Source organism: Halomonas sp. B23F22_10, assembly GCF_043496975.1.
Taxonomy (GTDB): Bacteria; Pseudomonadota; Gammaproteobacteria; order Pseudomonadales; family Halomonadaceae; genus Halomonas; species Halomonas smyrnensis.
Map to the genome: position 1 here is coordinate 654,822 of NZ_JBIEKF010000001.1, position 20,660 is coordinate 675,481.

General features: G+C 68.6%; 21 protein-coding genes. 7 read left to right on the forward strand and 14 right to left on the reverse strand.

The annotated features are described in order from the left end of the window. Positions 1-81: 81 nt before the first annotated feature. Positions 82-474, reverse strand: coding sequence for a glycine cleavage system protein GcvH (gene gcvH, locus ACGTNF_RS02950; protein WP_016854840.1), 393 nt, complete (start codon positions 472-474; stop codon positions 82-84). Positions 475-973: 499 nt separating this feature from the next. Between gcvH and ACGTNF_RS02955 the strand changes: the two genes are divergently transcribed. Next, positions 974-2,350: an alanine/glycine:cation symporter family protein gene (locus ACGTNF_RS02955; RefSeq protein WP_394600359.1), complete on the forward strand. Its 1,377-nt coding sequence runs from the start codon at positions 974-976 to the stop codon at positions 2,348-2,350. A 65-nt stretch (positions 2,351-2,415) separates the two neighbouring features. Beyond that, on the forward strand, positions 2,416-3,525 hold the full coding sequence (gene gcvT / locus ACGTNF_RS02960) for a glycine cleavage system aminomethyltransferase GcvT (protein ID WP_394600360.1): 1,110 nt from the start codon (positions 2,416-2,418) through the stop codon (positions 3,523-3,525). A gap of 163 nt (positions 3,526-3,688) precedes the next feature. Here gcvT and ACGTNF_RS02965 read toward each other — a convergent pair whose 3' ends face one another. From ACGTNF_RS02965 to ACGTNF_RS02995, 7 genes are all read right to left on the reverse strand, one after another. Further along, on the reverse strand, positions 3,689-4,306 hold the full coding sequence (locus ACGTNF_RS02965; RefSeq protein ID WP_394600361.1) for an alpha-ketoglutarate-dependent dioxygenase AlkB family protein: 618 nt from the start codon (positions 4,304-4,306) through the stop codon (positions 3,689-3,691). 38 nt (positions 4,307-4,344) lie between these two features. Next, positions 4,345-4,887, reverse strand: coding sequence for a phosphatase PAP2 family protein (locus tag ACGTNF_RS02970; protein WP_394600362.1), 543 nt, complete (start codon positions 4,885-4,887; stop codon positions 4,345-4,347). Continuing rightward, positions 4,859-6,016, reverse strand: coding sequence for a glycosyltransferase family 4 protein (locus ACGTNF_RS02975; RefSeq protein ID WP_394600363.1), 1,158 nt, complete (start codon positions 6,014-6,016; stop codon positions 4,859-4,861). Before ACGTNF_RS02975 ends, ACGTNF_RS02970 begins: the two co-directional genes overlap by 29 nt. 120 nt (positions 6,017-6,136) lie before the next feature. Beyond that, the gene (locus ACGTNF_RS02980; protein ID WP_394600364.1) at positions 6,137-7,057 is read right to left on the reverse strand and encodes a LysM peptidoglycan-binding domain-containing protein; all 921 of its coding nucleotides are present in this window, start codon (positions 7,055-7,057) and stop codon (positions 6,137-6,139) included. Next, the gene (gene yihG, locus ACGTNF_RS02985) at positions 7,006-7,875 is read right to left on the reverse strand and encodes a 1-acylglycerol-3-phosphate O-acyltransferase, YihG family (protein ID WP_394600365.1); all 870 of its coding nucleotides are present in this window, start codon (positions 7,873-7,875) and stop codon (positions 7,006-7,008) included. Before yihG ends, ACGTNF_RS02980 begins: the two co-directional genes overlap by 52 nt. Positions 7,876-8,035: 160 nt before the next feature. Next, complete coding sequence (locus tag ACGTNF_RS02990; RefSeq protein ID WP_394600366.1) at positions 8,036-9,985, reverse strand: acetoacetate--CoA ligase; 1,950 nt, start codon at positions 9,983-9,985, stop codon at positions 8,036-8,038. A 50-nt stretch (positions 9,986-10,035) separates the two neighbouring features. Continuing rightward, positions 10,036-10,938, reverse strand: a complete 903-nt coding sequence (locus ACGTNF_RS02995) for a LysR family transcriptional regulator (RefSeq protein ID WP_394600367.1) — start codon at positions 10,936-10,938, stop codon at positions 10,036-10,038. Positions 10,939-11,094: 156 nt separating this feature from the next. On the opposite strand from ACGTNF_RS02995, the gene ACGTNF_RS03000 reads away from it, so the two are divergent. Beyond that, on the forward strand, positions 11,095-11,796 hold the full coding sequence (locus ACGTNF_RS03000; protein ID WP_394600368.1) for a CoA transferase subunit A: 702 nt from the start codon (positions 11,095-11,097) through the stop codon (positions 11,794-11,796). A 162-nt stretch (positions 11,797-11,958) separates the two neighbouring features. Continuing rightward, positions 11,959-12,621 (forward strand): CoA transferase subunit B, encoded by a 663-nt coding sequence (locus tag ACGTNF_RS03005; protein WP_016854851.1) that lies wholly within the window; start codon positions 11,959-11,961, stop codon positions 12,619-12,621. Between the two features lie 328 nt (positions 12,622-12,949). Here ACGTNF_RS03005 and ACGTNF_RS03010 read toward each other — a convergent pair whose 3' ends face one another. The 3 genes from ACGTNF_RS03010 to ACGTNF_RS03020 form a co-directional block, all read right to left on the reverse strand. Then, a complete protein-coding gene (locus tag ACGTNF_RS03010; RefSeq protein WP_394600369.1) occupies positions 12,950-13,717 on the reverse strand; it encodes a VOC family protein in 768 nt (255 codons plus the stop codon). A 144-nt stretch (positions 13,718-13,861) separates the two neighbouring features. Next, on the reverse strand, positions 13,862-14,140 hold the full coding sequence (locus tag ACGTNF_RS03015; protein ID WP_394600370.1) for a GrxA family glutaredoxin: 279 nt from the start codon (positions 14,138-14,140) through the stop codon (positions 13,862-13,864). A 166-nt stretch (positions 14,141-14,306) separates the two neighbouring features. Beyond that, on the reverse strand, positions 14,307-15,128 hold the full coding sequence (locus ACGTNF_RS03020) for an inositol monophosphatase family protein (protein ID WP_016854854.1): 822 nt from the start codon (positions 15,126-15,128) through the stop codon (positions 14,307-14,309). A gap of 113 nt (positions 15,129-15,241) precedes the next feature. On the opposite strand from ACGTNF_RS03020, the gene hybE reads away from it, so the two are divergent. After that, positions 15,242-15,673: a [NiFe]-hydrogenase assembly chaperone HybE gene (hybE, locus tag ACGTNF_RS03025; RefSeq protein WP_394600371.1), complete on the forward strand. Its 432-nt coding sequence runs from the start codon at positions 15,242-15,244 to the stop codon at positions 15,671-15,673. Positions 15,674-15,771: 98 nt separating this feature from the next. Continuing rightward, positions 15,772-16,542 (forward strand): 3-hydroxybutyrate dehydrogenase, encoded by a 771-nt coding sequence (locus ACGTNF_RS03030; protein ID WP_152478908.1) that lies wholly within the window; start codon positions 15,772-15,774, stop codon positions 16,540-16,542. Positions 16,543-16,695: 153 nt separating this feature from the next. Here ACGTNF_RS03030 and ACGTNF_RS03035 read toward each other — a convergent pair whose 3' ends face one another. Both ACGTNF_RS03035 and ACGTNF_RS03040 read right to left on the reverse strand, forming a co-directional pair. Next, complete coding sequence (locus ACGTNF_RS03035; protein WP_016854857.1) at positions 16,696-17,235, reverse strand: response regulator transcription factor; 540 nt, start codon at positions 17,233-17,235, stop codon at positions 16,696-16,698. A gap of 26 nt (positions 17,236-17,261) precedes the next feature. Then, positions 17,262-18,533 carry an ATP-binding protein gene (locus ACGTNF_RS03040; protein WP_394600372.1) on the reverse strand — a complete coding sequence of 424 codons (1,272 nt, stop codon included), beginning with the start codon at positions 18,531-18,533 and terminating at the stop codon, positions 17,262-17,264. Between the two features lie 431 nt (positions 18,534-18,964). On the opposite strand from ACGTNF_RS03040, the gene ACGTNF_RS03045 reads away from it, so the two are divergent. Then, positions 18,965-19,960 (forward strand): SDR family oxidoreductase, encoded by a 996-nt coding sequence (locus ACGTNF_RS03045; RefSeq protein WP_394600373.1) that lies wholly within the window; start codon positions 18,965-18,967, stop codon positions 19,958-19,960. Positions 19,961-20,113: 153 nt separating this feature from the next. Here the strand turns inward: ACGTNF_RS03045 and ACGTNF_RS03050 are convergent, their stop codons facing one another. Next, positions 20,114-20,653, reverse strand: coding sequence for a response regulator transcription factor (locus tag ACGTNF_RS03050; RefSeq protein ID WP_016854857.1), 540 nt, complete (start codon positions 20,651-20,653; stop codon positions 20,114-20,116). Positions 20,654-20,660 lie beyond the last annotated feature (7 nt).

Sequence of the window (20,660 nt, forward strand, 5' to 3'; positions counted from 1 at the left end):
CAGGGAAAGGGGAAAGGGGCGCGGGGCATGGCGTCAGGGGGATTGGCGCCATGCCCCGCCGCCGGGACCGACGGGGTCGGATCAGTCCTCGGCGTCGGCCAGCGCCTGGTAGGCGTCGGCATCGAGCAGGTCGTCGAGAGCGCTGGTTTCCTCGAGGCGAAGCTTCAGGATCCAGCCGTCCTCGTAGGGCGATTCGTTCAGGGTCTCGGGCGCGTCCTCGAGTTCCTCGTTGACCGCGACGACCTCGCCGGACAGCGGGGCGTAGAGATCGGAGGCGGCCTTGACCGACTCGACCACGCCGAACTCGTCGCCCTTGGCCAGGGCGGCACCGACCTCGGGCAGCTCGACGAAGACCACATCGCCGAGGGACTGCTGGGCGTGGTCGGTGATGCCGATGGTTACCGTGCCGTCGCCGTTGTCGAGGATCCACTCGTGGCTTTCGGCGTAGCGCAGGTTGGCGGGGATAGCACTCATGACGTTTTCCTATACGAAAAAGGTTTCTGGTGTGGGGGCATCCTAACGCCCCCGGAGGCGTTTGGCGAGCCCCGGACGCAACGGGACATCACGGGGCGATGCGTGAACGCCTCTCCCAGCGTAGGCCGCCGAGGAGATTCCTGCTCGCCTGCCCCGTGACGAACCCGTTCGGCGCCGCGTGGCGAGGGCACCGGGGCGGTGATGTCGGACTTGCTACCCTCGTGGCGGGCGGCTAGAGTGATGCCTGTTTCCGATAAGAAACATATTTCTCCGGCTCCGGCCGAGGTGGCGGCACAGGAATGGGGACGCGCCGCGTCAAATGCGATCTCGGCTATGCTTCATGCTGTGACGCGGGGAAATCGCCGTATTTTCCTATAGGAGACTGGAGCGCCAACGGAAGGATCCGCTATGGTACGCGAGTTCGTATCATCGTTGGTATCACTCGCCCGCAAGACAAATGCACGTTGGTGCATAACAACAAGCTTTAGGGAGACAAGACGTGGAAACCTTGACCAATTTTCTGTCGGCCATCGAGGGGGTCGTATGGGGCCCGCTGATGCTGGTGCTGCTGCTCGGGGTCGGCCTCTATCTGCAGGTCGGCCTGAAGGTGATGCCCATTCGCAAGCTGGGCATGGGCTTCAAGCTGCTGTGGAAGGGGCGCAGCACCGAGAAGGGCGATGAGGGCGAAGGCGAGGTCTCGCCGTTCAACGCGCTGATGACCTCACTGTCCGCGACCATCGGGACCGGTAACATCGCCGGCGTGGCGACCGCCATCTTCCTTGGCGGCCCGGGCGCGGTGTTCTGGATGTGGATCACCGCCCTGGTGGGCATGGCCACCAAGTTCTCCGAGGCGGTGCTGGCCGTGCGCTATCGCCAGGTCGACGAGGCCGGCGATCACGTCGGCGGTCCGATGTACTACATCCGCAACGGCCTGGGCCAGAAGTGGGCCTGGATGGGCGGCGCCTTCGCGCTGTTCGGTGCCGTGGCCGCCTTCGGCATCGGCAACACCGTGCAGTCCAACTCGGTGGCCGACGGCCTGGGCGAATCCCTCGGCCTGCCGCACTGGATCACCGGCCTGGTGATCATGCTGCTGGCCGGCGCGGTCATCCTCGGTGGCATCAAGCGCATCGCCAAGGTGGCGGGCAAGCTGGTGCCGATCATGGCCGTGGCCTACATCCTCTGCGGCCTGCTGGTGCTGATCATCAACGCCGACCAGATCGGCCATGCACTGGGCCTGATCTTCGGCCACGCCTTCACGCCGATCTCAGCGGCGGGCGGCTTCGCCGGTGCGGCCGTGGCCAAGGCGATCCAGTTCGGCGTCGCCCGCGGCGTGTTCTCCAACGAGGCCGGCCTCGGCAGCGCGCCGATCGCCCATGCCGCCGCGCAGACCAAGAACCCGGTCCGCCAGGGCCTGATCGCGATGCTCGGCACCTTCATCGACACCATCGTGGTGTGCTCGATCACCGCGCTGGCGATCCTCACCACCGCCTGGACCTCCGGCGAGACCGGCGCGGCCCTGACCACGCTGTCGTTCAACGAGGCGCTGCCGGGGATCGGCCAGTACGTGGTGTCCTTCGCGCTGTCGGTGTTCGCCTTCACCACCATCCTCGGCTGGGCCTTCTACGGTGAGAAGTGCTTCGAGTACCTGTTCGGCGTGGGCGCCATCAAGTACTACCGCGTGATCTACATCCTGGCGATCTTCGTCGGCTCGGTGCTGCCGCTTGGCTTCGTGTGGCTGCTGGCCAGCGTGTTCAACGCCATGATGGCGATCCCGAACCTGATCGCCCTGGCGCTGCTGTCGCCGGTGGTGTTCAAGCTGACCCGCGACTACTTCGACGGCAAGGACGTGCTGCCGGGCGAAGACCTCAACAAGTAAACAACACCCGGCGCGGGTCGGATACCGCCCCGCGCCCCCGTTTTCATGGGAGTGATACGACCGCGATGAACGAACAACGCCAGACGCCGCTTCACGATCTCCATCTCGAACTGGGCGCCAGGATGGTGCCCTTCGCCGGCTACAGCATGCCGGTGCAGTACGCGCTGGGGGTCAAGAAGGAGCACGAGCATACCCGCCAGGCCTGCGGCCTGTTCGATGTCTCGCACATGGGCCAGGTGCTGGTGCGCGGCCCCGAGCCGGCCGAGGCGCTGGAGACCCTGGTGCCCGCCGACTTGGTCGGCCTGGCCGAGGGGCAGCAGCGCTACGGCCTGTTCACCTCCGAGGAAGGCGGCATCCTCGATGACCTGATGATCGTCAACGGGGGGGATCACCTCTATCTGGTCGTCAATGCGGCCTGCAAGGAGCAGGATATCGCCCACCTGCGTCGTGGCCTGTCCGGTCACGAGGTCGAGGTGCTCGATCGCGGCCTGCTGGCGCTGCAGGGACCGAAGGCCGCCGACGTCATGTCACGGCTGTGCCCCGAGGCCTGCACGATGGTGTTCATGCAGCACGGCCGCTTCTCCATCGACGGCATCGAGGTCTGGGTCAGCCGCAGTGGCTATACCGGCGAGGACGGCTTCGAGATCTCGGTGGCCGCCCAGGACACCGAGACCCTGGCGCGTCGCCTGCTGACCGAGCAGGAGGTCGAGCCGATCGGTCTTGGGGCGCGCGATTCGCTGCGTCTCGAGGCCGGGCTGTGCCTCTACGGTCACGATATCGACACCGCCACCACGCCGGTGGAAGGCGGGCTGATCTGGGCCATCGGCAAGCCGCGTCGCCGTGGCGGCGAGCGGCCCGGCGGTTTCCCCGGCGCCGATCTGATCCTGCATCAGGTGGCCGAGAAGGATCATCGTCGCAAGCGCGTGGGCCTGCTCGGCGAGGGGCGCGCCCCGGTGCGCGAGGGCGCCGAGCTGTTCGACGACGAGGGCCATGTCATCGGCGTGGTGACGTCCGGTGGCTTCGGCCCCGCCGTCGGCAAGCCGGTGGCGATGGGCTATGTGACCATCGAGCGGGCCGAAGTCGGCGCCACGGTCTTCGCCGAGGTGCGCGGCAAGCGCCTACCGATGGTGGTCAGCAAGATGCCTTTCGTTGCGCCGGGCTACCATCGTGGCTGATGTTATACCGTTATCTCGGTCTTCATGACAGAGCGCATCGGCGACATCGAATGTCGCAGGTGCATCGAGTCGGAGGCGGCCATCCCGAAAGGGGTGGCCGTTTTTTATGTGCGTCGTGCGAAGGGGGGGGGTGGGTCGGGTGAGCCGCCGGGGAGAGCGGGCGTCAGTCGTGCTGTACCCAGCGAAACGTCAGGCTGATGCGTAGCCCATGGCCGCGCCGCGGCAGCAGGGCGTGCTCGAGGTCGGCCTGAACGCCCGAGCCCATCAGCAGCAGGCCGTCGTGGGGCTGGCTGACGTTGAAGGCCGGAGCACTGCGATCCTTCCAGCGAAAGCGCAGCGGGCGGTCGGCACCCAGGCTGACGGCGGCGATCAGCGGCGCCTCGCCGAGTTCCGGCTCGTCGTCGCTGTGCCAGCCCATGCGCTCGTCGCCGTCGGCGTAACGGTTGAGCAGCACGCTGTTGAAGCGGGCCTCGATGCCGGCGCGCGCCAGTCGCGTCACGGCGGCATCACGAATCGCCAGCGCGGCGGGATGCCAGGGCGTCGGCGCGAAGCGCCGGCCCGAGTAGCGGTAGTCGGCGTCGCCCATCCACACCTGGCGGCGGGGAATCGGGTGGTCGCGGCCGTAGAGACGCAGCGTCGGTCGCTGCCAGTCCAGCTCGCCGTCGAGACGGGCCAGGGCCCGGTCGGCGCTATCAGCACCGAGCAGAGGCGCGAAGCGATGCAACGGCGGATGGTCGAGCAGCCGCTCGCCGTCGTCGGCAGAGGGTGAAAACAGGTCCATGCCCGCAGGGTGCCAGCCCCGGGGCGTGGACACCAGTGTCAGGACGCCAGCCCCAGGCTCGCCAGCGCCATGGCGTAGCCGATGGCGGCGCCTGCGATCACATCGCTGATGTAGTGCAGGCCGAGGCCGACCCGCGAGACCGCGATCAGGGCGGCGACGGGAATCAGCGCCGGCAGCAGCCAGGGCGTGTGGGCGGCGGCCAGGGTGCAGAACAGTACCGCGTGCATGGTGTGGCCGCTGGGGAAGCTGTAGCGATCCCGGGCCGGTTCCTGGCAAGCGATGGTGGTGAAGGTGATGAAGGGACGCTCGCGACACAGTCGCGTCTTCACCAGCCGGTAGAAGGCGATCGCCACCAAGGCGGTCAGGGTATAGTGGAGGGTCAGTCGCCAGCCCGCTTCGCCACCGTGCAGCCAGGGCTGGGCGGCGATCAGCGCCACCCAGATCGGCCAGTCGCCGGCCTTGCTGGCCAGGCGCAGCGACCACAGCCAGGGACGGTGAATGCTGAACCCGGCCAGGCGCTGGCAGAGGTGCCATTCGAGTGTATCCAGGCGGTCAAACACGGCAGGGGCGCGAGGTTTCATCGGACATCTCCCGGGCGTGGGTCAGGGCGGCGAGAAAGTCATCGGTGATGGCGGGCCAGCGATAGCCGAGGGCGCGCTGGCGGGCGGCGCGGCCAATCCGGCCGTAGCGGGCCGGCTGCTGACACAGCGCCACCGCGGCGTCGCGGAAGCCGGCCTCGTCGCCGACTGCCAGATGTACGCCGTTGACGTCGTCCTCGATCAGTTCCGCGCCGGCGGCGTGGCGGAAGGCGACGGTCGCCAGGCCGCTGGCCATGGCCTCGAGCAGCACGTTGCCCCAGGTCTCGGAGATCGACGGGAACACGAACAGGTCGGCGCTGGCGTAGTAGCGGATCAGGTCGTCCGGCGAGACGAAGCCGGCGAAGTGGGCCTGGGGCAGGGCGCGCTCGAGGTTGGCGCGGCCTGGGCCGTCGCCGACCACCACCAGCGTGAGGCCGGGATGGGCGTCGAGCATGGCGGCGAAGGTGTCACGCAGCAGGTCGAGGTTCTTCTCCGGCGCCAGGCGGCCCACGTAGAGCGCTACCGGGTGATGCTCGTCGGCCCCCCACTGCTCGCGCAGGACCGGGTCGCGATGGGCCGGCGAGAAACGCTCGCCGTCGATGCCGCGCGCCATCACCTTGACCCGTTCGAAACCGCGCTGGCCGAGGTCGCGGGCCTGGGCATGGGTCGGCACCAGGGTGGCGCCGCAGCGGTTGTGGAACCGGCGCAGGCGCTGGGTGACCAGCGGTCGTAGCCAGTCGACGCCGTAGTCCCGACAATAATGATCGAAGTTGGTGTGCCAGCCACTGACCACGGGGATGCTCAGCTTCTCGGCGGCGGCCAGCGCCGACCAGCCGAGCGGGCCCTCGGTGGCCACGTAGACGACGTCGGGGCGCTCGGCCTGCCACAGGCGACGAATGCGGCCCCCGGCGGGAAAGCCGAGCCGCACCTCGCGATAGCCCGGCACGGAGGCGCCGCGCACCTGGAGTTCGCTGTCCATGCCCTCGGCGCGATGCTCGCCGTCGGCGGGGCGCGGTCGTACCAGCTGCAACGAGAAGCCGCGTTCCCGCAGCTGGCCGCTGAGCTGGGCCAGGGTGTGGGCCACGCCGTTGATGTCCGGCGTCCAGGTTTCGCTGACCAGGCAGATGCGCATGTCCATCCTCGTGACGTCGGTGGCCGGAGTGGCCCCGTTGCCGATTCAGGATGGCCGGGCGGGGTGACAGCATCGCGACATCGTCATGACGCCGCGATGACAATATCGGAGCGGTTCGGCTCAGCGCAGCACGCTGCGCGGATCGATGGGCTTGCCACCGTGGCGCATGTCGAACAGCAGGTCATGGCGTGCGGTGGCGGCGTGCCGGCTCACGGTGCACAGCGGTGTGCCCTGGGTGACCCGGGTACCGCTGTCCACCAGCAGGGTGTCGCACAGCGCATAGACGCTCTGCAGGTTGTCCTCATGGTGCACGATCACTACCCGGCCGAGCTGGCGCATGCTGTCGGCGAAGCGCACCTCGCCGTCGGCCACGGCCTTGGCGCGGGCGCCCTGGTCGGTGGCCAGCAGCATGGGTTGCAGGGTGCCGCGGCTGTCCTGGCCGAAGGCGCGGGCGACCCGGTAGTTGTCCAGCGGCCAGGGCCAGTCGCGGGCGTCGCTCGGCACCGGACCGGGATCGGGCGCCGGGCTTGGTGACGACGCGCGTGACGGGGCGCTGGACGTGCTGCCGCGGCTCGAGGCCGCCCGGGAGCCGTGCAGCGGCACCGACACCAGCTGACCGACCTTGAGGTCGGTGGGGCTGACGCCGGTGTTGGCCGCGGCGATGCTGACCGGCGAGGTGCCGAAGCGCCGGGCGATGGCGCTGTAGGTGTCGCCGGATCGGATCTGGTAGCGATAGGGGCCGCCGGACGGCGCCCGCTCCCGCTGGCTGGGGACCAGGATGCGCTGCCCCACGGCCAGCCCGCGCGGATTCACGCCGGGATTGAAGCGCCGCAGCCGCACCAGCGGCACGTCGGCTCGCCGGGCGATCTCGCCCAGGGTGTCGCCTCGCTGGATGGTCACCCAGTGGCCGGCCGGCGAGCCGCCGCGCATCACCCCCGAGGGGCCGGCGCAGCCGGCCAGCAGGACGACCAGCAGCAGCGAGAGAAGGGTCAGGGCGTATCGAGGGCGGCGTCCTTGGCCTGCCACTGGGCGTTGAGCCATGTGTGGAAGCGTTCCTTGTAGGCGGGGTCCTGGTGATAGTCGCCCTGGGTCATCCACTCGGGCACCGTCAGGCGACGGGCGCTCAGGTGGATCGCCCCCTCGCGGCCGCAGAGGAAATCCCAGAAGCGGGGCTCGGGGCGCGAGTAGCGCAGGGTCACGTCGAGAATGCCGCTCAGCCGATCCCCGAGCAGGTTCAGCACCTGGGCGATGCCGCCGGCGCGCGGCGGCAGCAGGTGGCGATAGGGGCTGTGGCGGGCGGCGTGCTTGGCCGGGGTGAAGCGGGTGCCCTCGACGAAGTTGTAGATGGCGATCGGCCGCTCGCGGGCGTGGGCGCACATGCGCTCGGTGGCCTCCCGGTCGCGGCGGGCCAGGTGCGGATGGCGCTCGCGCTGCTCCCGGGTCAGCCGGCGCAGCATCGGGAACTCCAGCGCCCAGAAGGCCAGCCCGACCACCGGAATCCAGATCAGCTGGCGCTTGACGAAGAAGTGCGGCATCGGCAGCCGGCGATGCAGGGCCAGGAACAGCGCGAAGATATCGGTCCAGCTGCGATGGTTGGCCAGCACCAGCCACCATTCATCGCGGCTCAGGCCGTCCGGCAGGTCGAGGCGCAGATCGGGGCGGATCCAGTGGCGGATCCACCACAGGTTGACGTCGACCCAGCCCAGGGCCACGCCGTTCAGCCAGTGCAGCACCCGGCGCCGCAGCGGGCGGCCCGGGGTGATCAGCTTGAGCAGGGTGAGCGCGATCAGCGGCACCGCCCAGAACAGGGTATTGAGGGTCAGCAGCAGCAGGCTGACGATGCCCCTGAGGGTCGACATGCCGTTGGTCTCCTTGAAGAAAGATGTAGGCGCCAATGCTAATGGATCGTGGCGGGGGTGCCCAGCGCTGCGCGTCAACTCGGTGGCGTCGGTGCCGGAAGGCGAGGAGGCGGCCCCGCTCGTGGACCCCTCGACGGATCGGCCCGTGCATGGTCAGGCATCACTTTCTCAGCTCGGGAAGATCCTCGAACAGCGAGAGCGCCTCGGGATTGGCCAGTGCGTCCCGGTTCCTGACCGGCCGGCCGTGGACCACGTGGCGCACGGCGAGCTCCACCAGCTTGCCTGACAGGGTGCGCGGCAGGTCCTCCACCTGGAGGATCTTCGTCGGCACGTGGCGCGGCGTGGCGTTGGCGCGGATGGTCTCTCGAATGCGCTCGCGCAGGGCGTCGTCGAGGCTCAGCCCCGGGCGCAGGCGCACGAACAGCACCACGCGGATGTCATCGCGCCATTCCTGGCCGATGCACAGCGACTCCAGCACCTCCTCGACCTTCTCCACCTGGCGGTAGATCTCGGCGGTGCCGATGCGTACCCCGCCCGGATTGAGCACCGCATCGGAGCGGCCGTGGATGATCAGGCCGTCCTCCGGGGTGATCTCGGCGTAGTCGCCGTGGGCCCAGACGCCGGGGAAGGTGGAAAAGTAGGCGTCGTGATAGCGCTCGCCGCCGGGATCGTTCCAGAACCCCAGCGGCATGGAGGGAAACGGCCGCGTGCACACCAGTTCGCCCTTGTCGCCGCGCAGCGGCCGGCCGTCGTCGTCGAACACGTCCACCGCCATGGCCAGCCCGCGACACTGGATCTGGCCGCGATGGACCGGGCGGATCGGGCAGCCGAGGGCGAAGCAGGAGACGATATCGGTGCCGCCGGAGATCGAGGCCAGCATCAGGTCGGCCTTGATGTCGCGGTAGACGTAGTCGAAGGAGGCGTGCGACAGCGCCGAGCCGGTGGACAGCACCGCCCGCAGCGCCGAGAGGTCGTGGTCGCGGCCGGGGCGCAGGCCCTGCTTCTCGCAGGCGGCCAGGTAGCGGGCGCTGGTGCCGAACACCGTGACGCCCTCGCGCTCGGCCATGGCCCACAGCGCGTCGGGTGAGGGCGCGAAGGGGGCGCCGTCGAACAGCACCAGGGTGGCGCCCGAGGCGAGCCCCGAGACCAGCCAGTTCCACATCATCCAGCCGCAGGTGGTGTAGTAGAACAGCACGTCGCCGGGGCCGATGTCGGTGTGCAGCCGGTGCTCCTTGAGATGCTGCAGCAGGGTGCCGCCGGCCGAGTGCAGGATGGCCTTGGGCGTGCCGGTGGTGCCGGACGAGTAGAGCAGGTAGAGGGGGTGATCGAAGGGCAGCGCGGCGAAGGCGATCTCGGTGGCGTCGTGATCCAGGACGTCGTCCCAGGCCACGGCCCCGGGAATGTCGCCGAGCTCGGGCGCGTCGTCCAGGAAGGGGTAGACCACCACGCGCGCCAGGCCGTCGATGGCGCCGGCGATCTCGGCCAGCCGTGGGCGGATGTCGATCGCCTTGCCGTGCCAGGTGTAGCCGTCGGCGGCGATCAGCACGCGAGGACCGATCTGGCCGAAGCGGTCGAGCACGCCCTGGACGCCGAAGTCCGGCGAGCAGGATGACCAGATGGCGCCGAGGCTGGTGGCGGCGAGCATGGCGATCACCGCATGCTCGCCGTTGGGCACGATGCCGGCGACGCGGTCGCCGGGGCCCACGCCGAGCTCTTGTAGCGCCGCGGCCAGGGCGGCCACGCTCCGATACAGCTGGGCATGGCTCAGCTCGCGGCGCCGGCCGCGCTCGTCCCGGGCGATCAGCGCCGGATGCGCGTCACGGCGGCGCAGCAGGTTCTCGGCAACGTTCAGCCGGGCGTCCGGGAACCAGTGGGCGCCGGGCATGGCGTCGGGCCGTTCCAGCACGCGCTCGCCGCGCCGCTCGGCGATGATATCGGCGTCGTCCCACAGCTGGGTCCAGAAGGCGTCGGGATGGGCGAGGCTCCAGGCGTGCAGGGCGGCGTAGTCGGGCAGCTCGATGCCGTGCCGGCGTTCGAGCCGGCGCATCAGGGCGGCCAGGCGAGTCGTCTCGATCGCCTCGGGAGACGGTTGCCAGAGCGGTTCGGCCATGGGACATCCCTCCTGATCGACGACGGCTGTCGCATTCCCCTGTCTTGAGATTAGTCGGCGCCGAGGACGGGGGCGGTGATGGTCTCCTGGATGACCTCTCTCAGCGCCTGCGCGGCCACCGAGAGCGCTTCGGCGTTGGCGGACAGCACGCCCACGGCGCGCTGGATGGTCGGCGCCTCCAGGGTCAGGCAGCGCGCGCCCAGCTCATGCATCTGCTCGATGCACAGCGACGGCACCGCGCTGACGCCTAGCCCGGCGGCCACCATGCGGCCCACGGTGGAGAGCTGATAGCTCTCGAAGGCCACCGGCAGCTCGATGGCCTCTGCGCGCAGCTGCTCCTCGAGCATCAGCCGGACCATGGAGGGACGCTGCAGGGTGATGAAGTCCTCGGAGAGCAGGGTCGGCCAGTCCACCCGCTGGCGCTCGGTCAGCGGCGAATCGGCCGGCACCACGGCCACGAAGCGGTCCTCGAACAGCGGCGTGAAGTGCAGGGTATCGGTGGCCTCGGGGGCGAAGGCGATGCCCAGCTCTACGCGGCCCTGGCGTACCATCTCGATGACCTGCTCGTTGATCACGTCGTGCACGGTGACATTGATCTGCGGATAGCGGGCGCGGAAGGCCCTGAGCACGGTGGGCAGCTGGTTGCCAGCGAAGGAGGGCATGGCCGCCACGGCCACCCGGCCCAGGCGCAGGGTGAAGCGCTGGCGCAGCAGCTCCTCGGTGTTGTCCCAGTCGGCCAGCAGGCGCTTGGCCAGCGGCACCAGCGACTCGCCCTCGGGCGTCAGCCGCACGCTGCGGGTGCTGCGGGTCAGCAGGCGGCCGCCGAGGGATTCCTCCAGACTCTTGATGGTCAGGCTGAGGGCCGGCTGGGATAGGTGCAGCCGCTCGCAGGCCTGGGTGAAGCTGAGCGTCTGGGCCACGGCGAGAAAGGCGCGGAGTTGCTTGACGGTCATGGGCGCTACGCTAGTCTATTTGGTAACTAAAATAATCCATAAAAAAATCAAACTTAACAAATATATATTCCCCGTCGACACTGCTGGGGGGCTGCAACAAGGAGTCTTGAATATGGCTCCGCAACAACAACCACTTTCCAACCAGGCGAGGCAGATATGGCCGGATTCGACAAGCGAGTGGGTTCCTATGAGGAGGCAATGGCCGGCATCGAGAGCGGCATGACCGTGATCGCCGGCGGCTTCGGGCTGTGCGGTATCCCCGAAAATCTGATCGGCGAGATCAAGCGCCGTGGCGTCAAGGACCTGACCGTCTATTCCAACAACTGCGGCGTGGACGGCTTCGGCCTGGGCCTGCTGCTCGAGGATCGCCAGATCGGCACCATCTATGCCTCCTACGTGGGCGAGAACGCGCTGTTCGAGCGGCAGATGCTCGATGGCGACATCGAGGTGGTGCTGACGCCGCAGGGGACCCTGGCCGAGAAGATGCGCGCCGGCGGTGCCGGCATTCCGGCCTTCTACACCGCCACCGGCTACGGCACGCCGATCGGCGAGGGCAAGGAGGTCCGCGAGTTCAACGGCCGCCACTACATCCTCGAGGAATCCGTCGTCGGCGACTTCGCCATCGTCAAGGGCTGGAAGGCCGACCGCTACGGCAACGTCATCTACCGCGATACCGCCCAGAACTTCAATCCGCTGGCCGCCACCGCGGGCAAGATCACCGTGGTCGAGGTCGAGGAGATCGTCGAGCCCGGCGAGCTGCCGCCGGACCAGATCCATACCCCGGGCATCTACGTCGATCGCATCATCCAGGGCACCTTCGAGAAGCGCATCGAGAAGCGCACCGTGCACCAGGGCTAAGCGCGTCATTACACGATCAACGATGAGGCGAGCCTGTCCGGGAAAGCCTGCGCGAGGCGCTGTGAACCCATTCTTGGGCGCTACTTTTGCCATCCATGGCAACAACCCTCGCTTCGCCTTTTCCCGACGGTCGTCAATCATGACATACAAGAGGCAATCACGATGGCACTGACTCGCGAACAGATGGCTATGCGCGTGGCGCGCGAACTCGAGGACGGTTTCTACGTCAACCTGGGCATCGGCATTCCCACCCTGGTGGCCAACTACGTGCCGGACGACATCGACGTCATGCTGCAGTCGGAGAACGGCCTGCTGGGCATGGGGCGCTTCCCCACCGAGGAAGAAGTGGATCCGGACATGATCAACGCCGGCAAGCAGACCGTCACCGCCCGTTCCGGCGCGGCGATCTTCTCCTCCGCGGAATCCTTCGCCATGATCCGCGGCGGCCACGTCGACCTGACCGTGCTCGGCGCCTTCGAGGTCGACCAGAACGGCAACATCGCTTCCTGGATGATCCCCGGCAAGCTGATCAAGGGCATGGGCGGCGCCATGGATCTGGTGGCCGGCGCCGAGAACATCATCTGCACCATGACCCACGCCTCCAAGCACGGTGAGTCCAAGCTGCTGGAATCCTGCAACCTGCCGCTGACCGGCGCCGGCTGCATCAATCGCGTGCTGACGGACCTGGCCTACCTCGAGATCGAGAACGGCGCCTTCGTGCTCAAGGAGCGCGCGCCGGGCGTCTCGGTCGAGGAGATCAAGGAAAAGACCGCCGGCAAGCTGATCGTGCCGGACCACGTGCCGGAGATGGTCTTCGCCGACTGACGTCTCCGGCGTCAAGGATTTTTTTCCTTTCATGGCCCGGGCTTGCCCGGGCCATCTCGTTGCCGGCGAGTGCCGAAAAACTGACCATTACAAGCGCCACGGCCATGTCACGGGGCTCGTCGCCGCCTGTGACGAGATGATACACAGCGTTATCCACAGAAACTGTGGATGGTCGCGCCGGCGCGGCGCGAGCCGGGACGCCTCGAGGCCGAATCGTCAAGGGACGCGGGCGGAGGCCGGGGCGAGAAACGGCGGGTGAGCTGGCGCTCGGTTGGCCAGCAAAAAACGCCCGCCGGATGGGCGAGCGCAGACAGTTTTCGTACAGAACCTAGGTGAGCTCGCAGCGGGTGTGGTGGGGCAGCAGCAGCTCGGCGCAGCGCTCCTGATTGGCGCTGACCTGCTTCTGTACCAGCGCCAGGCCGCCGGCGGTGACCCTGTGCTCGTCGCCCTCGGCGAAGATCAGCCGCCGGGCCGGCCCCGGATAGAAGCGGTAGTCGAGCAGTGGCGAGACGGGCAGGATGCCGTGATGGCGGTCGGCGTTGCCGTCGATGCCCGACTGGGCGAGGGCGCCGTCGAGGTGATCGAGGCTCTGGCCGAGCCGTGCGCAGTCGAAGCCGGGATGATGCAGTCGCGGCCCCATGGCGGCCAGCCAGCCGGCCAGCGGATGTGCCGCCGTCAGTGCCTGGAAGGTGGCCCAGTCCGGCATCGGCCAGGGGCGACCGCGGCACAGCAGGTTCTGGCCCCGGGTGTCGGCGGCATGGGCCTGGCTCACCAGCTGCTGCAGGGCCTCGCGGGGCGGCCGCGACAGGGTGCCGAGCTGCAGTTCGGCCAGCACCAGCCAGGCGCCATCGTCGGGAGCCGCCAGCAGGGTGGCGAGCAGGCCGCGGTCTGCCATGGCATAGCGCTGCAGCGGGCGATAGCCGAAACGCACCAGGGTCGGCAGCAGCGCCTCCATGGCCCAGGGGCCGTGGTTGAGCGTCAGCAGCGTCAGGTATTCCGGCGGGGTCTCCACCGGCCATAGCCGCAGCCCGCCGAGATCCGGGTGCTGATGAACGTAATCCAGCCATAGCTGCTGGATGAATTCTTCCCGCTGCATCCTGCCTCTTCCTCTGTCCGCGTGGTTGTCCCCTCAGGCAGTGTAAGCCGCGCGGGTGTGGGCGGATTCAACGAGGCAGCAGGCGCGGCCATGACGCAAGAAGGCCGCCCTTGGGCGGCCTTCGTCTGGCACGTGTCGTGCGGCTTACTGGGCGGCTTCTGCTTTCTCCAGAAGCCCCTGTTCGCGAACGTACTGGTCGAACTCGGTGAAGCCGCCGATGTGGGTCTGGTCGGCGAAGATCTGCGGCACGGTCTCGACCGGCTTGCCGATGGTCTTCTCCATGTCGGCCTTGGTGATGCCTTCCTCGTGGATGTCCACGTAGCGATGCCCCTGGATGGCGCCGGCGCTCTCGAGCTTCTCGGCGAGCTCCTTGGCGCGAACGCAGAACGGGCAGCCGGGGCGGCCGAAGATGACGACGAACATGACATGACTCCTTGCATCACGGATGCATCGAAAGGGGATAAAGGCGAAATCGGGGGCCATTCTGCCCCAGCGACGCGCGTGTGGCCAATAGGCATCGGCTGAGGCGGCGATTGCATCGCCCTATAGGGAGCCTTGCCGCCGGGGGCGTGCGCCCCGGCGGCCGGGCTCAGAGGGCGTCCTGGTCGCTGGCGTCGGCGTGGCGCAGCAGCTCGCCGAGTGGCTCGTGCAGCGCCGGGCTCGATACCAGCAGGTTCTCGCCGTAGAGATCCTCGGGCAAGCCGCCGGGGACCGGATAGAGATGGCCGGTGCGCGCCCCGGCCTCGCGGGCGATCAGCAGGCCGGCGGCCAGGTCCCAGGGCGAGACGCTCTCGTAGTAGGCGTCCAGGCGGCCGCTGGCCACGGCGCACAGGTCGAGGGCCGCGGAGCCGGCACGGCGCACGTCCTGGCAGTGAGTGAGCACGGCCATCAGCCGGCGCATCAGCGGCGGCCGGCTGTCGCGGCGATAGGGGAAGCCGGTGCCGACCAGGCTGGTGGCCATCTCCTTGTTGCCGCTGGCGCGAATCGGCTCGCCGTTGCACCAGGCGCCGCGTCCGGCCAGCGCCGTGTAGGTCTCGCCGAGGAAGGGGGCGTGGACCACGCCGAGCCTCACCTTGCCGCCGCTGGCCCAGCCGACCGAGACCGCCACATGGTGAAGGCCGTGGGCGAAGTTGACGGTGCCGTCGATCGGGTCCACCACCCACAGCGCATCGGGCCGTTCGAGGACCTCGCGGTCCGGGGCGAGCTCCTCGCTGAGCCGCGCTTCCTCCGGGAAGCTCGCCTCCAGCCGCTCGCCGATGTAGGTGTCCACCTGCAGATCGATGTCGGTGACCAGTTCCTGGCCCTGCTTGTAGCGATGGTCGAAATCGCCCTGTTCGCGGGCCTCGATGATCATCCGCCCGGCGTGGGTGGCGATGTCGACGGCGATCTCCAGGCGCTGTTCGGGGGTCATGGCGGCTCCTCGGGGTGTCGTTAGGCTTACCATGCTAGCAGTAACCCCCGGTCGGCTGGCTATACTGGCCGCCCGTTCATCTCATCGTGTCATCTCAACGCAGGAGCGCCGTGATGCAGGCCCTGTCCGCCGATCAGTACGACCGCCTTAACCGCCTGGCGCAGGTCTGGGAGCGCGACTTCCTGGAGGCCGCCCGCCGCGCCCCCGGCGACAACCCGCGGCTCGGCGTGGATGCCCTGTGCTTCCAGCCCCAGGCGCTGCCGGACGGTCGGCGCGGCCTGCTGGGCGCGCTGATCACCCCGGGTTCGCTGTCGCTGGCGCTGGTGCCGGAAGACGACGAGGCGTGTCCCGGCGAGGGGGCGCGCCTGACGCTGGCGCTGCCCTCCGGGCGCTATCCCTTCCAGGCGGTGTCGCTCCGCGCCGGCGAGTGGCTGTGGCTGTGCACGCTGCTCGACGATCTCTCCGATCTCGATTCGGTGCAGGACGGCAGCCGGCTGGCCCAGCGGTTGATGGCGCAGGTGATGGCGCCGGCTGCCGCCGAGTAGGAGAAAGGTCGCTCTGGTGCAGTGCGGCAAAGGTTCATATGCTGGTGGCGCAGCGTCGTATCTTCAGCTTTCCCATGGAACTGGAACGAGGAGACTCCATGACCGCTCAATCATCCACGCCGCGCGTGGCGCTCGTCACCGGCACCAGCAGCGGCATCGGCGAGGCCGTGGTGCGCCACTTCCGAGAGCAGGGCCATCAGGTGCTGGCCGTGGACTTCAATCCCGAGGGCCAGGCGATCGCCGAGCGCGCCGGCGCCGCCTTCTTCCAGGCCGACCTGACCGACGGAGAGGCCTGCAAGGCCGCGGTCGCCGATGCCCTGAGCCGCTTCGGCCGGCTCGATATCCTGGTCAACAATGCCGGCATCCAGCATGTGTCGTCGATCGAGGAATTCCCCGAGGCGCAGTGGCGGCGGATCATCGATCTGATGCTGACCGCGCCCTTCCTGCTGACCCAGGCCGCCTGGCCCTCGATGCGCGAAAACGGCTGGGGCCGCATCGTCAACGTCGCCTCGATTCATGCCCAGGTCGCGTCCCCCGGCAAGGCCGCCTACATCAGCGCCAAGCACGGCCTGATCGGGCTGACCAAGACCGCGGCCCTGGAAGGCGGCCCGCAGGGCATCACCGCCAACGCCCTGTGCCCGGCCTATGTGAAGACGCCGCTGGTGGAGAACCAGATCGCCGACCAGGCGAGACTGAACCAGATGGACGAGCAGGAGGTGGTCGAGCAGATCATGCTCAAGAACGCCGCCGTCAAGCGATTGATCGATCCCGGCGAGGTGGCGTCGCTGGTGGGCTACCTGGCCTCCGATGCGGCCGGGGCCGTCACCGGCGCCAGCTGGAACATCGATCTGGGCTGGACGGCGCAGTAAGCGCCGAGCGACAAGAAACCCCGAGGGCCCGGGCCTTTGGGGTTTCTTTTGCTTCGGGCGGTTTCATGCTGTCGACTTGCAGCTTGCAGCTTGCAGCTTGCAGCTTGCAGCTTGCAGCTTGCAGCTTGCAGCTTGCAGCTTGCAGCTTCCGACTCAGCGCCTGACCGGGCGCTTCTGCAGCTTTCGCTGCAGGGTGCGGCGATGCATGCCCAGCGCGCGGGCGGTGGCGGAGATATTGCCGTCGTGCTCCTGCAGCACCTTCTGGATATGCTCCCAGGTCAGGCGGTTGATCGAGGGCGGATGCTCGGCGACCTCGGCCCCGGGGTCGGCTTCTTCCTGTGACAGGGCGGCGAGAATCTCCTCGGCGTCGGCGGGCTTGCACAGGTAGTTCACCGCGCCGAGCTTGATCGCCTGCACCGCGGTGGCGATGCTCGAGTAGCCGGTCAGCACCACCACGCGGCAGTCCGGCACCACCTCGAGCATCTCGGGCAGCAGCTTGAGCCCCGACTCCTGTTCCAGCTTCAGATCCAGGGTGGCCATGGTCGGCGCATGCTGGCGCGCCAGCGACAGGGCGTGCTCGGCGTCGTGGGCCACCAGCACCTCGAAGCCGCGCCGGCTCATGGCGCGGTGCAGCACATGGCAGAACATCTCGTCGTCATCGACGATCAGCAGGCGTTCGTCGGTCTCTTGCATGGCATCCTCGCTGGAATCGGGGCCGCTCAGACGGCGGGGGCACTGCGAGGCAGGGTCACCTCGGTCAGGGTGCCGCCCTCGGGATGATTGTACAGCCGCACGCCGCCGCCGAAACGGTTGATGGTGGCATGGGTCAGAAACAGGCCAATGCCGAGGCCCTTGCTCTTGGTGGACACGAAGGTCTCGCCGAGCTGGTCGGCGATGTCCAGCGACACGCCGGGGCCGTGGTCGCGAATGTCGATCACCACCTCGTCGGCCTTCCAGTCGAGCTGGATGAGGATGTTGTCCGGGTTGGCATCGGCGGCGTTGTTGAGCAGGTTGGTCATCGCCTGGGCGAGGGTGGTGTCGACGGTCAGGCGCGGCGAGCCGCGGCGGCCGGTCACCTCGAGGCGGTAGCCGACGTCCGGGCGCAGCACCAGCCAACGCTGCACGACCTCCTCGAGCCACTCGGTGGCCTCGCGCACCTCGGGGCTGGCCATACGGCGCCGGTCGGCGTTGTCCACCAGGTGGCGCAGCCGCGACTTGCAGGTGGCGACCTGCTCGCGCAGCAGGTCGATGTCCTTCTCCAGCAGCTCGTTGCCCCGGGCGTCCTCGCGCATCTCGTTGAGCAGCACCGCCATGGTCGACAGCGGGGTGCCGAGTTCGTGGGCGGTGCCGGCGGCCTGGGTGGCCACGGCCAGCACCTGCTCGTTGCGCAGTACCGCCTCGCGGGTGCGCGACAGGGCCTGCTCGCGGCCGCGCAGTGCGCGCGCCATCTTGAAGATGAAGAAGGTCACCAGCCCCGCGGACAGCGCGAAGTTCAGCCACACGCCGAGGATATGCAGGCTGATGCCGTCCTGCAGGTGCGGCATGCCGAGTTGAGGCACCGGATGATAGAAGACCATCAGGAAGCTGGTGCCGGCCAGGCCCGCGGCGGCCACGCCCCAGGCATGGCGCCACGGCAGCGTGGCGGCGGCGATGGTCACCGGCACCAGGTAGTAGTTGATGAAGGGATTGGTGGCCCCGCCGGTGAAGTAGAACAGCAGCGTCAGGCCCGCCATGTCGGCCAGCAGGTGCGCCAGGTATTCGCGGTGGCTGACGTCCCGTGGACGGCCCAGCCGCCACCAGGTGCCGATGTTGATCAGCGCCATCACCACGATCACCGCGCCCACGGCGGGCAGGTCGAGCTCGAAGCCGAGCCCCGTCACGCCGATCACGATGCCGAACAGGAAACCGGTCCAGGTGATGCCTCGGACGATGGTCAGGCGCACCATGTTGCGGTTGGGGGTGGACAGCGGCAGGGGCAGGGCGGCTGGCATGGGGGCTCCGCGGCAGAATCGTGCTCGCGATGATACCCGATCGCTCCGCACCGCGTCCCGCGGCGGGGTGCGGTCAGGCGTCGCTCCCCGATCGGCCGTGGTCGCCGCCCCGTGACCAGTGCATGGCGCGCCCGGTCAGCAGGTCCACGCTCATCACCCCGGAGGTCACCGCCGGCCGGCGGGGCTTCGGCGATGATGATGGCGTGATGGTGTCGTGTCCGCCCCGTGGCGGCTGCTCCGGGGCTGAACGCCCAGACCCAGGATGTCGCGTCCCTGTCGCATCGATGGTCTCCCTTGGTAGTCGGGGCACGACCCTGGGGGCGCGGGATGACGGAACCATGACGGCGCGCAAGTCGACGACGAATCTCGGGTTTCTCCGTGCGGTTCAGACGGTATATTGGAGTCTTCGAATCCTGTCCGATGGATGGCCGATGCGACGATTGCTGATCCCCGTGCTGTTCCTGGCGCTCGGCGCCGGCGCCTTTCTCGGCCTGCGGGCGACGCGCCCGGAGCCCGCCGAGGTGGCGCCCCAGGAGCGCAGCTGGCGCGTCGAGACGCTGTCCGTGGCGCTGTCGAGCCATGCGCCGCTGCTGCCGCTCTACGGCGAGATCGTCGCCCCGGAGGCGGTGACCTTCACCGCGCCGCTGCCCGCGCGCATCGCCGAACGGCCGGTGCGCGACGGCCAGCGCGTGGCCGAAGGCGAGCCGCTGGTGGTCCTGGACGAGGCGGACGTGGCGCCGGTGGTGGCGCGAGCCGAGGCCCGGGTCGCCGACCTGGCGGCGCAGATCGAGGCCGAACGCGTGCGCCAGCAGAGCGATCGCACCGCGCTGGCCCGGGAGCGCGAGCTGCTCGACAACGCCGGCCGCCGGCTCGCGCGTGTACGCTCGCTGTCCGATCGCAATCTGGCCTCGGCCTCGTCGCTGGACGATGCCCGCGACGCCCTGGCCCAGGCGCGGGTGACCGTCGACGCCCGGGAAGGCGCCCTGGCCGGCCACCCCGCCCGGCTGGCCCAGGCCGCCTGGCCCTCGATGCGCGAAAACGGCTGGGGCCGCATCGTCAACGTCGCCTCGATTCATGCCCAGGTCGCGTCCCCCGGCAAGGCCGCCTACATCAGCGCCAAGCACGGCCTGATCGGGCTGACCAAGACCGCGGCCCTGGAAGGCGGCCCGCAGGGCATCACCGCCAACGCCCTGTGCCCGGCCTATGTGAAGACGCCGCTGGTGGAGAACCAGATCGCCGACCAGGCGAGACTGAACCAGATGGACGAGCAGGAGGTGGTCGAGCAGATCATGCTCAAGAACGCCGCCGTCAAGCGATTGATCGATCCCGGCGAGGTGGCGTCGCTGGTGGGCTACCTGGCCTCCGATGCGGCCGGGGCCGTCACCGGCGCCAGCTGGAACATCGATCTGGGCTGGACGGCGCAGTAAGCGCCGAGCGACAAGAAACCCCGAGGGCCCGGGCCTTTGGGGTTTCTTTTGCTTCGGGCGGTTTCATGCTGTCGACTTGCAGCTTGCAGCTTGCAGCTTGCAGCTTGCAGCTTGCAGCTTGCAGCTTGCAGCTTGCAGCTTGCAGCTTCCGACTCAGCGCCTGACCGGGCGCTTCTGCAGCTTTCGCTGCAGGGTGCGGCGATGCATGCCCAGCGCGCGGGCGGTGGCGGAGATATTGCCGTCGTGCTCCTGCAGCACCTTCTGGATATGCTCCCAGGTCAGGCGGTTGATCGAGGGCGGATGCTCGGCGACCTCGGCCCCGGGGTCGGCTTCTTCCTGTGACAGGGCGGCGAGAATCTCCTCGGCGTCGGCGGGCTTGCACAGGTAGTTCACCGCGCCGAGCTTGATCGCCTGCACCGCGGTGGCGATGCTCGAGTAGCCGGTCAGCACCACCACGCGGCAGTCCGGCACCACCTCGAGCATCTCGGGCAGCAGCTTGAGCCCCGACTCCTGTTCCAGCTTCAGATCCAGGGTGGCCATGGTCGGCGCATGCTGGCGCGCCAGCGACAGGGCGTGCTCGGCGTCGTGGGCCACCAGCACCTCGAAGCCGCGCCGGCTCATGGCGCGGTGCAGCACATGGCAGAACATCTCGTCGTCATCGACGATCAGCAGGCGTTCGTCGGTCTCTTGCATGGCATCC

What these genes read in the sequence shown, in the direction of transcription:
- gcvH (WP_016854840.1), bottom strand. Translation starts at nt 474, where the DNA reads ATGAGTGCTATCCCCGCCAACCTGCGCTACGCCGAAAGCCACGAGTGG.
- ACGTNF_RS02975 (WP_394600363.1), bottom strand. Translation starts at nt 6,016, where the DNA reads ATGCGCATCTGCCTGGTCAGCGAAACCTGGACGCCGGACATCAACGGC.
- yihG (WP_394600365.1), bottom strand. Translation starts at nt 7,875, where the DNA reads ATGTCGACCCTCAGGGGCATCGTCAGCCTGCTGCTGCTGACCCTCAAT.
- ACGTNF_RS03030 (WP_152478908.1), top strand. Translation starts at nt 15,772, where the DNA reads ATGACCGCTCAATCATCCACGCCGCGCGTGGCGCTCGTCACCGGCACC.
- ACGTNF_RS03015 (WP_394600370.1), bottom strand. Translation starts at nt 14,140, where the DNA reads ATGTTCGTCGTCATCTTCGGCCGCCCCGGCTGCCCGTTCTGCGTTCGC.
- ACGTNF_RS02990 (WP_394600366.1), bottom strand. Translation starts at nt 9,985, where the DNA reads ATGGCCGAACCGCTCTGGCAACCGTCTCCCGAGGCGATCGAGACGACT.
- ACGTNF_RS03040 (WP_394600372.1), bottom strand. Translation starts at nt 18,533, where the DNA reads ATGCCAGCCGCCCTGCCCCTGCCGCTGTCCACCCCCAACCGCAACATG.
- ACGTNF_RS03050 (WP_016854857.1), bottom strand. Translation starts at nt 20,653, where the DNA reads ATGCAAGAGACCGACGAACGCCTGCTGATCGTCGATGACGACGAGATG.
- ACGTNF_RS02970 (WP_394600362.1), bottom strand. Translation starts at nt 4,887, where the DNA reads ATGAAACCTCGCGCCCCTGCCGTGTTTGACCGCCTGGATACACTCGAA.
- gcvT (WP_394600360.1), top strand. Translation starts at nt 2,416, where the DNA reads ATGAACGAACAACGCCAGACGCCGCTTCACGATCTCCATCTCGAACTG.
- ACGTNF_RS03035 (WP_016854857.1), bottom strand. Translation starts at nt 17,235, where the DNA reads ATGCAAGAGACCGACGAACGCCTGCTGATCGTCGATGACGACGAGATG.
- ACGTNF_RS02965 (WP_394600361.1), bottom strand. Translation starts at nt 4,306, where the DNA reads ATGGACCTGTTTTCACCCTCTGCCGACGACGGCGAGCGGCTGCTCGAC.
- ACGTNF_RS02980 (WP_394600364.1), bottom strand. Translation starts at nt 7,057, where the DNA reads ATGGCTCAACGCCCAGTGGCAGGCCAAGGACGCCGCCCTCGATACGCC.
- ACGTNF_RS03000 (WP_394600368.1), top strand. Translation starts at nt 11,095, where the DNA reads ATGGCCGGATTCGACAAGCGAGTGGGTTCCTATGAGGAGGCAATGGCC.
- ACGTNF_RS02995 (WP_394600367.1), bottom strand. Translation starts at nt 10,938, where the DNA reads ATGACCGTCAAGCAACTCCGCGCCTTTCTCGCCGTGGCCCAGACGCTC.
- ACGTNF_RS03020 (WP_016854854.1), bottom strand. Translation starts at nt 15,128, where the DNA reads ATGACCCCCGAACAGCGCCTGGAGATCGCCGTCGACATCGCCACCCAC.
- hybE (WP_394600371.1), top strand. Translation starts at nt 15,242, where the DNA reads ATGCAGGCCCTGTCCGCCGATCAGTACGACCGCCTTAACCGCCTGGCG.
- ACGTNF_RS03005 (WP_016854851.1), top strand. Translation starts at nt 11,959, where the DNA reads ATGGCACTGACTCGCGAACAGATGGCTATGCGCGTGGCGCGCGAACTC.
- ACGTNF_RS03010 (WP_394600369.1), bottom strand. Translation starts at nt 13,717, where the DNA reads ATGCAGCGGGAAGAATTCATCCAGCAGCTATGGCTGGATTACGTTCAT.
- ACGTNF_RS03045 (WP_394600373.1), top strand. Translation starts at nt 18,965, where the DNA reads ATGCGACGATTGCTGATCCCCGTGCTGTTCCTGGCGCTCGGCGCCGGC.